The organism is Burkholderia sp. AU16741 (genome assembly GCF_002223345.1).
GTDB classification, from domain to species: domain Bacteria; phylum Pseudomonadota; class Gammaproteobacteria; order Burkholderiales; family Burkholderiaceae; genus Burkholderia; species Burkholderia sola.
The window spans coordinates 1,678,366-1,692,821 of the sequence record NZ_NKEZ01000003.1; the positions used below are offsets into that span (position 1 = coordinate 1,678,366).

The window sequence follows — 14,456 nt, forward strand, 5'->3', positions numbered from 1 at the left end:
CACCCCAAAATGGGGCACGACGGCAAATTTGGATGTCGACTTAGCCAAAGAGTATAGCACGCGGATTTGTCGGCTCTCAAGTCGCGCGGCACTTTCGCTTGCCGCGCGGCAGCGGGCCGGACAATCCTCGAAAACCCGCATCCGCGCGGCCCGCAGGGGCTGCGAGGCCCGCCATAAGGTGCGATAATCCGTCAATTCACCGCATTCCAGGCATACCTCGATGGCTATTACGCTCAAAAACGAACACGATATCGCCCAGATGCGCGTCGCCTGCCGTCTCGCGAGCGAAGTGCTCGACTTCATCACGCCGCACGTCGTCGCCGGCGTCACGACCGCCGAACTGGACCGCCTCTGCCACGAGTTCATGCTCAACGAGCAAGGCACGATCCCCGCGCCGCTGAACTATCAGCCGCCCGGCTATCCGCCGTACCCGAAGGCCACCTGCATTTCGGTCAACGACGTGATCTGCCACGGCATTCCCGGCGAGAAGGTGATCAAGAACGGCGACGCGCTGAACATCGACATCACCGTGATCAAGAACGGCTATTTCGGCGACACCAGCCGGATGTTCATCGTCGGCGAGGGCTCGATCCTCGCGAAGCGCCTCGTGCAGACCACCTACGAATGCATGTGGCTCGGCATCGACCAGGTCAAGCCCGGCGCGCACCTCGGCGACATCGGCTACGCGATCCAGAAGCACGCGGAGGCGCAGGGCTACAGCGTCGTGCGCGAATACTGCGGCCACGGCATCGGCACGGTGTTCCACGAGGATCCGCAGGTCGTCCACTACGGCCGCCCGGGCACCGGCATCGAACTGAAGGCCGGGATGATCTTCACGATCGAGCCGATGATCAACGCCGGCAAGCGCGACATCCGCACGATGCCCGACCAGTGGACGGTCAAGACGCGCGACCGCAGCCTGTCCGCGCAGTGGGAGCACACGGTGCTCGTCACCGAAACCGGCTACGAAGTGCTGACCGTGTCGGCCGGCACGCCGGCGCGCCCCGTGTTCGCGCAGCCGGCCGCCGCCGTCTGAGCGCCGCCGCCCCAGCCCGCCCCACCCCGCCCCCGAACGGTCGCCCATGAGCGCTCACGCTGCCCCCTCGCCCGAAGCGCTGTCCCGGCGCGCCGAATTCAAGGCCGCCAAGACGGCGATGCTCGAGCGCTTTCGCCGCGCGGCGAACGTCGCGCCGCTGATGCACGCGCTGTCGAAACTCACCGACGACGCGTTGAAGCGCGTGTGGGACGATTGCGGGCTGCCCGCGACGCTCGCGCTCGTCGCCGTCGGCGGCTACGGGCGCGGCGAGCTCGCGCCCTATTCGGACGTCGACATCCTCGTGCTGCTGCCCGATGCGCACGACGCGGCGCTCGACGCGCGCATCGAGCGCTTCATTGGCATGGCGTGGGACCTCGGCCTCGAGATCGGCAGCAGCGTGCGGACGGTCGCGCAGTGCATCGAGGAGGCGTCGCAGGACGTCACGGTGCAGACCTCGCTGCTGGAAGCGCGCCGCATCGTCGGCAGCACCGCGCTGTTCGAGCGCTTCACCGTGCGCTACCACGAAGCGCTCGACGCCCGCGCGTTCTTCACCGCGAAGGTGCTCGAGATGCGCCAGCGCCACGCGAAGTGCCAGGACACGCCGTACAGCCTCGAACCGAACGTGAAGGAAAGCCCCGGCGGGCTGCGCGACCTGCAGACGATCCTGTGGATCGCGCGCGCGGCCGGCTTCGGCAGCAGCTGGCGCGAACTCGACACGCGCGGCCTCATCACCGACCGCGAAGCGCGCGAGCTGCGCCGCAACGAAGGCTTCCTGAAGACGCTGCGCGCGCGGCTGCACGTGATCGCCGGGCGCCGCCAGGACATGCTCGTGTTCGACCTGCAGACGCAGGCCGCCGAGAGCTTCGGCTACCAGCCCACGCAGGCCAAGCGCGCGAGCGAACAGCTGATGCGCCGCTACTACTGGGCCGCGAAAGCCGTCACGCAGCTGGCGACGATCCTGATCCAGAACATCGAGGCGCAGCTCTTCCCCGCGACGAGCGGCATCACGCGCGTGCTGTCGGCCGATCGCTTCGTCGAGAAACAGGGGATGCTCGAGATCGTCGACGACGGCGTGTTCGAGCGCCATCCCGACGCGATCCTCGAAGCGTTCCTGCTGTACGAAACGACGCGCGGCGTGAAGGGCCTGTCCGCCCGGACGCTGCGTGCGCTGTACAACTCGCGCGAAATCATGAACAACGCGTGGCGCCGCGATCCGCAGAACCGCGCCACGTTCATGCGGATCCTGCAGCAGCCCGAAGGCATCACGCACGCGTTCCGGCTGATGAACCAGACGAGCGTGCTCGGCCGCTACCTGCTGAACTTCCGCCGCATCGTCGGCCAGATGCAGCACGACCTGTACCACGTGTACACGGTCGATCAGCACATCCTGATGGTGTTGCGCAATATCCGCCGCTTCGCGGTGGCCGAGCATGCGCACGAGTATCCGTTCTGCAGCCAGTTGATCGGCAACTTCGAGCGCCCATGGGTGCTGTATGTCGCGGCGCTGTTCCACGACATCGCGAAGGGCCGCGGCGGCGATCACTCGACGCTCGGGATGGCCGACGCGCGGCGCTTCTGCCGCGAGCACGGGATCGCCGCCGAGGACGCCGCGCTGATCGTATGGCTCGTTCAGCATCACCTGACGATGAGCCAGGTCGCGCAGAAGCAGGATACGAGCGACCCCGAAGTCATCAAGCGTTTCGCCGAAGTCGTCGGTAACGAACGGTACCTGACCGCGCTCTACCTGCTGACCGTCGCCGATATCCGCGGCACCAGCCCGAAGGTGTGGAACACGTGGAAGGGCAAGCTGCTCGAGGATCTCTACCGCATCACGCTCGCGGTGCTCGGCGGCGCGAATCCCGACGCGCATTCGGAACTGAAGTCGCGGCAGGAGCAGGCGCTCGCGCTGCTGCGCCTGGAAACCGTGCCCGACGATGCGCACCGCGCGTTGTGGGATCAGCTCGACGTCGGCTTCTTCCTGCGTCACGACGCGGCCGACATCGCGTGGCAGACACGCGTGCTGTACCGGCACGTGAACGCCGAAACCGCGATCGTCCGCGCGCGGCCTTCGCCGATCGGCGACGCGCTGCAAGTGCTCGTGTACGTGAAGGACCGCCCCGATCTGTTCGCGGGCATCTGCGCGTATTTCGACCGCAACGGGCTGTCGGTGCTCGATGCGCGCGTCAGCACGACGCGGCACGGCTATGCACTCGACAACTTCATCGTCACGCAGACCGAACGCGACGTGCGCTACCGCGACATCGCGAATCTCGTCGAGCAGCAGCTCGCGACGCGGCTCGCCGAAACGGCCACGCTGCCGGAGCCGTCGAAGGGCCGCCTGTCGAGGCTGTCCCGGACGTTTCCGATCACGCCGCGCGTCGACCTGCGGGCCGACGAGCGCGGTCAGTACTACATCCTGTCCGTGTCGGCCAACGACCGGCCGGGCCTTCTCTATTCGATCGCGCGCGTACTCGCCGAACATCGGATCGGCGTCCATGCGGCGCGGATCAATACGCTCGGCGAGCGCGTCGAAGACATCTTCCTGCTCGCGGGCGCCGGCCTGTCCGACAACCGCCTGCAGATCCAGCTCGAAACCGAATTGCTGCGTGCGATCGCAGTCTGAATGAATCCCAGCGTTTATGCGCACCAAATTAACCGTCAAGAATCCGAAGCCGGCGTCGCCGACCCGCGCCCCTGTCCGCTCCGGCAGCCTCGTCGCCCGTAAGGCGGTGCGTCCCGCCGCGCCGCCCCCGGGGGACAAGCCCGCCCGTCCGAAGAAGGCGCCGGCGGCCGCCGCCACCGGCGAGCGCTCGTTCAAGCCGCGCGGCGCCGCCGGCGCAGAACGCCCGGGCGCGGATCGCGCACCGGCCAAGCGCGCGCCGCGTGACGGTAGCGCCGAACGCGGCACGCGCGCCCCGTATCGCGACAATGCGGCCAGCGAAGGCGCGAAGCGCAGCTTCGGCGACCGCCGTCCGTCGTCGGATCGGCCGCCGCGTCGCAGCGATGACGATGCACGGCCGCGTCGCGCAGCAGGTGACGACAGCAAGCGCCCGTCCTACCGCGACAAGCCCGCCGGCGAAGGCCCGAAGCGCAGCTTCGGCGACCGCCGTCCGTCGTCGGATCGCCCACCGCGCCGCAGCGATGACGATGCCCCTCCGCGCCGCGCAGCAGGTGGCGATGACAGCAAGCGCCCGTCCTACCGCGACAAGCCCGCCGGCGAAGGCGGGAAGCGCAGCTTCGGCGATCGCCGTCCGTCGTCGGATCGCCCACCGCGCCGCAACGATGACGATGCCCGTCCGCGCCGCGCAGCAGGTGGCGACGACAGCAAGCGCCCGTCCTACCGCGACAAGCCCGCCGGCGAAGGTGCGAAACGCAGCTTCGGCGACCGCCGCACGTCGTCCGACCGCCCTGCTCGTCGCAACGATGACGATGCCCGTCCGCGCCGCGCAGCAGCCGGTGACGACAGCAAGCGCCCGTCCTACCGCGACAAGCCCGCCGGCGAAGGTGCGAAACGCAGCTTCGGCGACCGCCGCACGTCGTCCGACCGCCCTGCTCGTCGCAACGATGACGATGCACGTCCGCGCCGCGCAGCAGGTGGCGACGACAGCAAGCGCCCGTCCTACCGCGACAAGCCCTCTGGCGAAGGCGCGAAGCGCAGCTTCGGCGATCGCCCGGCCCGCCCCGCACGCGACGGCGAGCGCCGTTCGTTCGGTACGGTGAAGACCGCGCAACCCGTCAAGCGCGCAGCAGCCGACGTCGACTACGGCGACGAAACGGGCCTGATGCGCCTGTCGAAGCGAATGTCCGAACTCGGCATGTGCTCGCGCCGCGAAGCCGACGAATGGATCGAAAAGGGCTGGGTGCTCGTCGACGGCGAACGCATCGACACGCTCGGCACCAAGGTGCGCGCCGACCAGAAGATCGAGATCGACGAGCGCGCGAGCGCCGCTCAGGCCGCGCAGGTGACGATCTTGCTGCACAAGCCGGTCGGCTACGTGTCGGGTCAAGCGGAAGACGGCTACGAGCCGGCGGCCGTGCTGATCACGCGCGCGAACCGCTGGAGCGGCGATCATTCGCCGGTGCGCTTCTCCCCGCAGCACCTGCATGCGCTCGCACCGGCCGGCCGTCTCGACATCGACTCCACCGGCCTGCTCGTGCTCACGCAAAACGGCGTGATCGCGAAGCAGCTGATCGGCGAACAGTCGGACATCGACAAGGAATACCTGGTGCGCGTGCGCTTCGGCGAACGCCTGATCGACATCGACCAGCACTTCCCGGCGGAATCGCTCGCGAAGCTGCGCCACGGCCTCGAGCTCGACGGCGTCGCGCTGAAGCCGGCGCTGGTGAGCTGGCAGAACGGCGAGCAGTTGCGCTTCGTGCTGCGCGAAGGCAAGAAGCGCCAGATCCGGCGCATGTGCGAACTGGTCGGCCTCGACGTAATCGGCCTGAAGCGCGTGCGGATGGGCCGCGTGATGCTCGGCGCGCTGCCGCAGGGCCAATGGCGCTATCTGTCCGCCGACGAGACGTTCTGACCGCAAGCGCACCACGTACGCCACGCAATGAAAAGAGCCCGCTTCAAGCGGGCTTTTTCTTTTCCCCGCGAGGGCGGCCGATCAGTCGTCGTCGGCCGGGTCGAGCCCCGGGAACAGCACCTCGGTGAACCCGAAGCGCGTGAAGTCGGTGATCCGCATCGGATACAGCTTGCCGATCAGGTGATCGTATTCGTGCTGGACCACGCGTGCGTGGAACCCCTCGGCGACGCGATCGATCTTCTGGCCGAACTGGTCGAAGCCGCTGTAGCGCACCTTCGCGTAGCGGCTGACGACGCCGCGCATGCCCGGCACCGACAGGCAGCCTTCCCAGCCCTCTTCGATGTCCGGCGGCAGGTACTCGACCTTCGGGTTGATCAGCACGGTCTCGGGCACCGGCGGCGCATCCGGGTAGCGGTTGTTGTTGCCGAAGCCGAAGATGATGATCTGCAGCCCGATGCCGATCTGCGGCGCGGCCAAGCCGGCGCCGTTCGCGTGATGCATCGTCTCGAACATGTCCGCGACGATCTCGTGCAGCTCGGGTGTATCGAACCGCTCGACCGGCTCGGCGATTTCGAGCAGGCGCGGATCGCCCATCTTCAGGATCTCGCGAATCATGGCGTATTGCCCTCCAGGAGTTGGTGCAGGCCGTCTTCGTCCAGCACGGGGATGCCGAGTTCCTCGGCCTTCGCGAGCTTGCTGCCGGCTTCGGCGCCCGCGACCACGTAATCCGTCTTCTTCGATACCGAACCGGCCACCTTGGCGCCGGCCGCTTCGAGCATCTCCTTCGCCGCGTCGCGCGTGAGATTCGGCAGCGTGCCCGTCAGCACGATCGTCTTGCCGGCCAGCACGCCCTGCGGCGCCTTCGGCGCGGGCGGCCCTTCCGGCCACGTGACCTTGCCGGGCGCGCGCAACTGCTCGATCACCGTGCGGTTGTGCTCTTCCGCGAAGAACTGGTGAATCGACTCGGCGACGATCGGCCCGACGTCGTTGACTTCGAGCAGTTCCTCGATCGACGCATCCATGATCGGCGTCAGCGAGCCGAAATGCTTCGCGAGATCCTTCGCGGTCGATTCGCCGACATGGCGGATGCCGAGCCCGTAGATGAAACGCGCGAGCGTCGTGTGCTTCGCCTTCTCGAGCGAATCGAGCAGATTCTGCGCGGACTTCTCGGCGAACCGGTCGAGCTCGGCGAGCGTCGCGAAACCGAGATTGAACAGGTCGGCCGGCGTACGCACGAGATTCAGCTCGACGAGCTGGTCGATGATCTTCTCGCCGAGGCCGTCGATGTCGAGCGCGCGGCGCTGCGCGAAATGCCACAGCGCCTGCTTGCGCTGCGCCGGGCAGAACAGCCCGCCCGTGCAGCGCGCGATCGCCTCGTCCGGCAGGCGCTCGATCTTCGAGCCGCACACCGGGCATTCGGTCGGCATCACGAATTCGGCCGCGTCCGCCGGGCGCCGGTCGAGCAGCGCGCCGACGACTTCCGGAATCACGTCGCCGGCACGGCGCACGATCACGGTGTCGCCGATCCGGATGTCCTTGCGGCGCACTTCGTCCTCGTTGTGCAGCGTCGCATTGGTCACGGTCGCACCGCCGACGAAGACCGGCTCGAGACGCGCGACCGGCGTGATCGCGCCCGTGCGGCCGACCTGAACCTCGATCGCGACGAGCTTCGTCAGCGCTTCCTGCGCGGGGAACTTGTGCGCGAGCGCGAAGCGCGGCGCACGCGACACGAAGCCGAGGCGCTCCTGCTCGTCACGCCGGTTGACCTTGTAGACGACGCCGTCGATGTCGTACGGCAGCGACTCGCGCTTCTCGCCGACCTTGCGGAAGAACTCGAGCAGCCCTTCGGCGCCGTGCACGACCGCACGCTCGCGGTTCACGGGCAGGCCGAACGCCTCGTACCAGTCGAGCAGCGCGCTGTGCGTGTCGGGCATCGGCATCCCGTCGAGCACGCCGATCCCGTACGCGAAGAACGACAGCGGCCGCTGCGCGGTGATCTTCGAGTCGAGCTGGCGCAGGCTGCCGGCCGCCGCGTTGCGCGGGTTCGCGAATTCGCGCTGCTCGGCCGCGCGCTGGCGTTCGTTCAGGCGTGCGAAATCGCGCTTGAACATCAGCACCTCGCCGCGCACGTCGAGCACCGCCGGCACGTGCTTGCCCTTCAGCTTCAGCGGAATCGAACGGATCGTGCGCACGTTCTCGGTCACGTCCTCGCCCGTCGTCCCGTCGCCGCGCGTCGCGGCCTGCACGAACACGCCTTGCTCGTAGCGCAGCGAAATCGCGAGGCCGTCGAACTTCAGTTCGCACGCGTATTCGACGGGGTCCGTCACCGAGCCGGCGAGATCGGTCGTCTTCGCGAGCGCGTCGGCGATGCGCTTGTCGAACGCGACGATGTCCTCGTCGGCGAAGCCGTTGTTCAGCGACAGCATCGGCGCATCGTGGACGACCGGCGTGAAGCCGCCGGCCGCTTCGCCGCCGACGCGCTGCGTCGGTGAATCGGGCGTCACGAGTTCGGGATGGTCGGTTTCGAGCTGCTGCAGCTCACGGAACAGCCGGTCGTATTCGGCGTCGGGCAGATCCGGCTGGTCGAGCACGTAATAGGCGTAGTTTGCCCGCTCGAGTTGGTCGCGCAGCCACGCGGCGCGCGCGTCGGGCTGGCTGGCTGGCGGTTCGGCTTGGGTTCGGGCCATGCTGGCGGCAGAGTCGTTCTGAAAAAATCGGTTTTCCGATTATCTCAGTTTGACGCCGCGGCGGGGCACGCAATGCGGGCCCGATGACGTGCTGCAGCGCACACCGCACGGTGTGCGCCGCGGAGACGAAAGACGGCGCCGAAAACCGCCGTCCGCGCCTTCGCGTTACTGGCTGAACAGGCGGCGCGTGACCGGCGAACCGGCCGGGATGCCGGCTTCCTCGAGCTTCGCGTACAGCTTCATCAGCTGCTGCTCGATCGCGAGCAGCGTCGACTCCGGCAGCGGCCGGCGCGAATCGTCGACGACGCGCGCGCCGATCCGCTCGGACAGCGACTTCGCGTAATCGCACATCAGCCGGAACGGCAGGATGTCCTCTTCGGCCACCGGCACGTCGAGCACCAGCGTGATCATGTTGCCGCCCTTGTACGTGAGGTCGTCGCGCAGGAAGTTCGTATCGCCGAACTGCAGCATGAACACCGGATTCTGCTTCGCGTCGAGCTTCACGAAGCGCGTGCCGTCGCGCGACAGCAGCAGCCCGTCCTGCGACGCGACCGCCTGCACGTAGTTCGCGGACCACGGCGCGCCGTCCGACATCACGTTGATCGACAGTTGCGCGTCGCACTGCGCGGCAAACGCGTCGAGTTCGCGCGCCATCGCGACCGTTTCCATCATGTCCGGGAATTCCGGCGCGCCGTCGATCGCGTCGGCGAACTGCTGGACGCCCGTCACGAATTCGGAAAATTCGAGTTCGTTCAGCGCGCCGCTGCGGTTCGCAAGCTGCGCGGCCGCGCGCAGCTCTTCGTAGCGCACGCCGTTCTGCAGCAACTCCCACTGGCCGCCTTCCGGCTTGCCTTCGATATGCACGGGCTTGCTGCCCGCGCGGCGCAGCCGCTGCGCGACCGGCAGGATCTTGTCGCCCGGCAGCGGGCCGGTGAGGCGGATCGGCACGATGCAGTCGATCCGGCGATCGACGATCGCGGGCGGCGCGGACGAGATCGTCGTCGCGGCCGGCATCACCGGTTCGGTCGGGCCGGCCGGTTCGGCTGCCGCTTCATGCGCGGCGGCGGTCACGGCTTCTTCGCCGGCAGCCGGCTCGGTCGATTCGGACGACGTATCGGCCCCCGTCGCCTCGGCCTGCAGGTCGGCCGGCGTATCGGCCGGCGCCGCGCCGCTCGCGGCCCCGCCGAACGTCGGCTCGACGCGCGCGGCTTCGGTCGCGGCGACAGCCGCCGCGACCGGTGCCGCGGGCTCGCGGCGCACCGGCTGACGTACCGGCTCGATGAACGGCAACTCTTCGTCGCGCTCGGGGCGGTTCATTGCCTCGACCGCTTCCTCCGGCATCGGGCGCGGCATCCTGCGCCGCACTTTCGCGCCCTGCCATGCGTTGTAGACCACGACGCCGCCCACCACGACGGCGCCCGCGCCGATCAAACCGAGTGTCAACTCGTCCATGCACGCTCCATCAGCAATTCTTTTTCGTCGGGACCGCGAACGGGCGCCCATGCGCCGCGCGAACGCGGTCCGGTTTCGTCAAACGTCAATTCTGGGCAAAACCCGCGGCGGTTTCCATGTCCACCGCGACGATCCGCGACACGCCCTGCTCCTGCATCGTCACGCCGATCAGTTGCTGCGCCATCTCCATCGCGATCTTGTTGTGCGAGATGAACAGGAACTGCGTCTTGTCGGACATCGCGCGCACGAGATTCGCGAAACGCTCGGTGTTCGCGTCGTCCAGCGGCGCGTCGACCTCGTCGAGCAGACAGAACGGCGCCGGGTTCAGCTGGAACATCGCGAACACCAGCGCGGTCGCGGTCAGCGCCTTCTCGCCGCCCGACAGCAGGTGAATCGTCGCGTTCTTCTTGCCGGGCGGCTGCGCCATCACCTGCACGCCGGCATCGAGAATCTCGTCGCCCGTCATGATCAGCTTCGCCTGGCCGCCGCCGAACAGGCGCGGGAACAGGTCGCTGAAATGACGGTTGACCTCGTCGAAGGTGCCCTGCAGCAGCGTGCGGGTTTCCTGGTCGATCTTGTGGATCGCGTCCTCGAGCGTCGTGATCGCGTCGATCAGGTCGGCCGACTGCGCATCGAGGAACACCTTGCGCTCGCTCGCGGCCTTCAGCTCGTCGAGCGCGGCCATGTTCACGGGGCCGAGCGCGTTGATCGCGTTGTTCAGCCGCGTGACTTCGCCCTGCAGGTAGGACGGCTTCAGATCCGGCGTCAGCTTCGCGGCCAGTGCGGTTTCGTCGACTTCGGCCGTGGCGAGCTGCTCGGCGAACTGCTCGACGGACAGGCGCGCGGCCTGCTCCTTCAGCTGCAACTCGGTGATGCGGTCGCGCAGCGGTTGCAGCGAACGCTCGGCGACGAGCCGCTGCTCGTCCGACGCACGCAGCTTCGCGGTGAGATCGTCGAGCTCGATGCGCGCGGCCTGCAGCGCTTCTTCCTTCACCGCGCGAATCTCGAGCGCGTCCTGCAGGCCCGTGTGCGCGGTCTGCTCGTTGATCGTCTCGAGTTCGGCGCGCGCGTCTTCCAGCGACGCGGCGACGCGCTCGCTCTGCTCGTGGGCGACCTGGATCGTACGCTTGAGCTCGTCGATCCGGGTCACCGCGTTGCGTGCGGCGAAGCGCGCGTCGTTCGCGCCGCGCTCCAGGTCGCGCGCTTCCTGACGCGCCTGCGTCAGCGATTCGTCGAGCGACTCGAACGCGAGCTGGTTGTCCTCGAAGCGCGCCTGCAGTTCCGCGAGCTCGCCGTCGAAGCGCTCGAAATTCGCTTCCGACTCCGCGCGCAGCGCACGCTGCTCTTCGATCTGCGCGCCGATTTCCTCGAGTTCCTCGCGGATCTGCGTGCTGCGCTGCGTGTAGCGTTCGTGCGCCTGCGCGAGCTTGAGCACATCCATCTGCAGCGCATGCACGCGCTGCGTCGCGCGTTCGGCTTGCGCGCGCACGTCGCCAAGCGCCTGCGTGGCCTGCGTATGCGCGGCTTCCGCCCGCACGGCGGCCGTGCGCGCCTCGTCGGCGAGCAGCGCCTGCGCGCGCACCTGGCGCGCCAGGTTTTCGATTTCCTGCTGGCGGGCCAGCATCCCGGCCTGCTCCGAATCGGCCGCATACAACTGCACGCCGACCCGCGTGACCATATGGCCGGCCTTGACGACGAACGCGCCGCCTGCCGGCAGTTGCGTGCGCGCCGCGAGCGCCTGCGCGACGTCGTCGGCGACGTATACGTTGCCGAGCCAGTCGTTCAGCACCGCGCGAATGCCCGCGTCGTCGATACGCACGAGCGACAGCACCGGGCGCAGCCCGGCCACCGCGGCGGGCGTCTCGCCGGCCGCGGGCGGCGCGTAGAACGCGAGCTTCGCGGGCGGCGCATCGGTCGCGAATGCCTTCACCCAGTCGAGATTCGACACTTCGAGCGCGGCGAGGCGCTCGCGCAGCACGGCCTCGAGCGCCGCTTCCCAGCCAGCCTCGACGTGCAGCTTCTTCCACAGACGCGGCAGCGCGCCGAGCTCGTGCTTGTCGAGCCACGGCTGAATCTTGCCCTCGGTCTGCACGTTCTCCTGCAGTTGCTTCAGCGCGGCAAGGCGCGCCTCGAGCTGGTGGATCTGGGCGGCTTCGGCCTGCACGCGCTCCTGAGCGGCGCGGCGTTCGCCGTCGAGGCGCGGCACCGTTTCCTGCGCGTCGGCCAGGCGGGCCTGCGCTTCCGCGAGAATCTCTTCCTGCTCGGCCAGTTGCATGCGCAGCTCTTCGAGCTGCGTCTCGTCCGGCGCGTCGAGCCCGCCCGCTTCGCTCTTCAGGCGCTCGTGGCGCTGCTGAAGCTGCTGGAGCTGCTGGTCGGCGTTGCGCTGATGCGCGGCTTCGAGCTTCAGCGACTGCTCGGTCTGCGCGATCCGCGCGCGCTCGTCGTTGAGCTGCGCCTGCGCGTCGCGCCACTTCGCCTCGAGCGCCGGCAGCGCATCGTGCTTGGCGGCCGCGTTGTCTTCGGCGAGCGCGGCCTTCTCGTCGGCCATCGCGCGCGCTTCTTCGGCTTCCTCGAGCTCGTCCTGCGACTTCTCGGCCTGCGCGCGCCACTGCTCGCGTTGCGCGTTCAGCGCGGCGATCTGCGCCTGCACGCGATTGCGCGATTCGACGATGAACTTGATCTCGGCTTCGAGGCGGCTCACCTCGGCGTTCGCTTCGTAGAGCGCGCCCTGCGCGCCCTGCATCGCATCGCTCGCCGAGTAGTGCGCGACGCGCAGCGTCTCGAGCTGCGCCTCGACTTCGCGCAGCTTCGCCGTCTGCGCCTCGAGGTCGATCTGCGCCTGTTCGATCGCGCGCTGCTGCTTCTGCTGCTCGCCGGCGGCCTCGTTCTTGCGCAGCAGCCACAAGAGGCGCTGCTTCTCCTCGCCGTCGGCGACGAGTTCCTTGTACTTGGTCGCGACCACCGCCTGCGCCTCGAGCTTTTCGAGGTTCGCACCGAGTTCGCGGACGATGTCCTCGACGCGCGTCAGGTTCTCGCGCGTGTCGTGCAGACGGTTCTCGGTTTCGCGACGGCGTTCCTTGTACTTCGACACGCCGGCGGCTTCCTCGAGGAACACGCGCAGCTCTTCCGGCTTCGCCTCGATGATCCGCGCGATCATGCCCTGCCCGATGATCGCGTACGCGCGCGGGCCGAGGCCGGTGCCGAGGAAGATGTCCTGGATGTCGCGGCGGCGCGCCGGCAGGTTGTTGATGTAGTAGCTCGACGTGCCGTCGCGCGTCAGCACGCGCTTCACGGCGATCTCGCCGTACTGGCCCCACTGCCCGGCCGCGCGGCCGTCGGAGTTGTCGAAAATCAGTTCGACGCTGGCCCGGCTGCCGGGCTTGCGGGCGGTCGAACCGTTGAAGATCACGTCCTGCATCGATTCGCCGCGCAGCTCGGACGCGCGCGACTCGCCGAGCACCCAGCGCACGGCGTCGATGATGTTGGACTTGCCGCATCCGTTCGGGCCGACCACGCCGACAAGCTGGCCCGGAACCTGGAAATGCGTGGGATCGACGAAGGATTTGAAGCCAGCGAGTTTGATCGAGCTCAGACGCACGGCGGTATCGGATGTGAAGAAGGTGTGAAACGGACGGGGCCGTGCGGAGCGGGGCCGCGAAGCCCCTGCGCGCGACGCGCCCCGGAATTCAAAAACGGGGCCGCGCGCATCCAGCGTTGGGCCCCGCAAACGGCTTCCATCATACCATCGCGCGTGCGCCGTCCCGACCGTCGCCGGGTTTATCCGGTGCCGGCGCGGCACGATGGACCCGGCTCGACAGCAGCGTCGCCAGCACGATGCACGCGCCGCCCGCCCACTCGCGCGCGCTCGGCAGCTCGTTCGCGAACACCCACGCGGACAGCGCGGTGATCACGATCTCGAACAGCATGATGATCGACGCGCGGTTCGCCGGCACGCGTGCGAGGCCGTACTGGACGAGCAGGTTGTTCGACGCCATCGTCACGCCGATCGCCGCGATGATCAGCGCGGCCACGCCCAGCTGGCCGCTCGCCGGCGCGGCCGGCAGCCCCTCGAACAGCGACGCGATCGCGCCGAACACGGCCGCGCCGCCGAACAGCGTCGCGGTGCGCATTTCGGCGCGCATGTCGGGCAGCTCGCGGCTCGCCTTGATCACCAGCACGTTGCTCATCGCGAAGCTCAGCCCGGCCGCGAGGCCGGCCCATTCGGCCGGGTTGGCCGGCAGCGGCAAGCCGAGCGACGGCGACCACAGCATCAGCATCGCGCCGCCAATCGACAGCGCGGCGAGCCCGGCGCCGGCCCAGGTCAGCCGCTCGCGCAGCAGGAAGTGCGCGTAGATCGCGGTCCAGGCCGGCGTCAGGTAGAACAGCAGCATCACGCGCAGCACCTCGCCATGGATCGTGCCCCAGACGAACCCGAGGTTCGTCACGCCGGCCGTCGCCGCGATGGCCGGCAGCACCCAGTGCCAGCGCAGCGTTGCAATCGTGCGGTGGCGCGCGACGATCACGAACAGGAACGCGACGAGGCTCGTCAGCGCGCTGGCCAGCGTGCCCGTCACGCCGAGCGACGCAAGGATCCGCAGCGGATACCAGATCAGGCCCCATACCGACGCGCCGATCAGGATGGCCAGCGTCGGCAGGCTGCCGCGTACCGCGTTGTTCATTTGATTCGATACCCTTTATCCGAGCGGCCCGGCCGCCGCTCCGGCAGGCCGTGACCGCATTCCGTCACGC

8 protein-coding genes are annotated in these 14,456 nt (G+C 68.5%); 3 read left to right on the forward strand and 5 right to left on the reverse strand.

Annotated features, from left to right (window positions below):
* Positions 1-220: 220 nt before the first annotated feature.
* Genes map through CFB89_RS10240 form a run of 3 tightly spaced genes read left to right on the forward strand, consistent with a single transcriptional unit; the run spans position 221 to position 5,568 of the window.
* Entirely contained in the window at positions 221-1,036 is an 816-nt protein-coding gene (gene map, locus CFB89_RS10230; RefSeq protein WP_050012902.1) for a type I methionyl aminopeptidase, read from the forward strand.
* Between the two features lie 46 nt (positions 1,037-1,082).
* Positions 1,083-3,659 (forward strand): [protein-PII] uridylyltransferase, encoded by a 2,577-nt coding sequence (locus CFB89_RS10235; protein ID WP_089467732.1) that lies wholly within the window; start codon positions 1,083-1,085, stop codon positions 3,657-3,659.
* A 16-nt stretch (positions 3,660-3,675) separates the two neighbouring features.
* On the forward strand, positions 3,676-5,568 hold the full coding sequence (locus tag CFB89_RS10240; RefSeq protein ID WP_089467733.1) for a pseudouridine synthase: 1,893 nt from the start codon (positions 3,676-3,678) through the stop codon (positions 5,566-5,568).
* 81 nt (positions 5,569-5,649) lie between these two features.
* Here CFB89_RS10240 and def read toward each other — a convergent pair whose 3' ends face one another.
* The 5 genes from def to CFB89_RS10265 form a co-directional block, all read right to left on the reverse strand.
* Positions 5,650-6,183, reverse strand: coding sequence for a peptide deformylase (gene def / locus CFB89_RS10245; RefSeq protein WP_089467734.1), 534 nt, complete (start codon positions 6,181-6,183; stop codon positions 5,650-5,652).
* A complete protein-coding gene (gene ligA / locus CFB89_RS10250) occupies positions 6,180-8,255 on the reverse strand; it encodes an NAD-dependent DNA ligase LigA (RefSeq protein WP_089467735.1) in 2,076 nt (691 codons plus the stop codon). Before ligA ends, def begins: the two co-directional genes overlap by 4 nt.
* Positions 8,256-8,420: 165 nt before the next feature.
* Positions 8,421-9,707 carry a cell division protein ZipA C-terminal FtsZ-binding domain-containing protein gene (locus CFB89_RS10255; protein ID WP_089467736.1) on the reverse strand — a complete coding sequence of 429 codons (1,287 nt, stop codon included), beginning with the start codon at positions 9,705-9,707 and terminating at the stop codon, positions 8,421-8,423.
* A gap of 85 nt (positions 9,708-9,792) precedes the next feature.
* A complete protein-coding gene (smc, locus tag CFB89_RS10260) occupies positions 9,793-13,305 on the reverse strand; it encodes a chromosome segregation protein SMC (protein WP_089467737.1) in 3,513 nt (1,170 codons plus the stop codon).
* Positions 13,306-13,444: 139 nt separating this feature from the next.
* The gene (locus CFB89_RS10265; RefSeq protein ID WP_089467738.1) at positions 13,445-14,386 is read right to left on the reverse strand and encodes a DMT family transporter; all 942 of its coding nucleotides are present in this window, start codon (positions 14,384-14,386) and stop codon (positions 13,445-13,447) included.
* Between the last annotated feature and the right edge of the window lie 70 nt (positions 14,387-14,456).